This window comes from Prevotella sp. HMSC073D09 (assembly GCF_001814145.1).
Taxonomy (GTDB): Bacteria; Bacteroidota; Bacteroidia; order Bacteroidales; family Bacteroidaceae; genus Prevotella; species Prevotella conceptionensis.
Genome location: NZ_KV815068.1, coordinates 1 through 280 on the forward strand (window position 1 = coordinate 1; position 280 = coordinate 280).

A 280-nucleotide genomic window follows, 5' to 3' on the forward strand; every position below is an offset into this window, starting at 1 on the left:
CGAAGAATGCGTTCGATACAGGCTAGAACTCGCTTCCATAACGTGAGTGCCATGAGTTCGCCCTCCATGTCCGAAAAGAGTTCGCCCATGGTTTGATATTCTGTGAACCTCTTTTCCAAGGCCATGACGATATATGTAAGGTAACACAGCGTTGCGTCGGCTATCTGACCGTTAAAGTCGCAACCCTGATAACCCCCTAATCCGAGATACTGCTTAGTCTCCTTGTTCATCACCTCTATGTTCCATCTGATCTGATACACTTCAAAGGCTTTTACGAAAG

Annotated in this window: 1 pseudogene; it reads right to left on the reverse strand. The window is 46.4% G+C overall.

What is annotated here, in order from left to right:
• Positions 1-280, reverse strand: a pseudogene (locus tag HMPREF2955_RS04605) (IS4 family transposase); the annotation flags it as partial.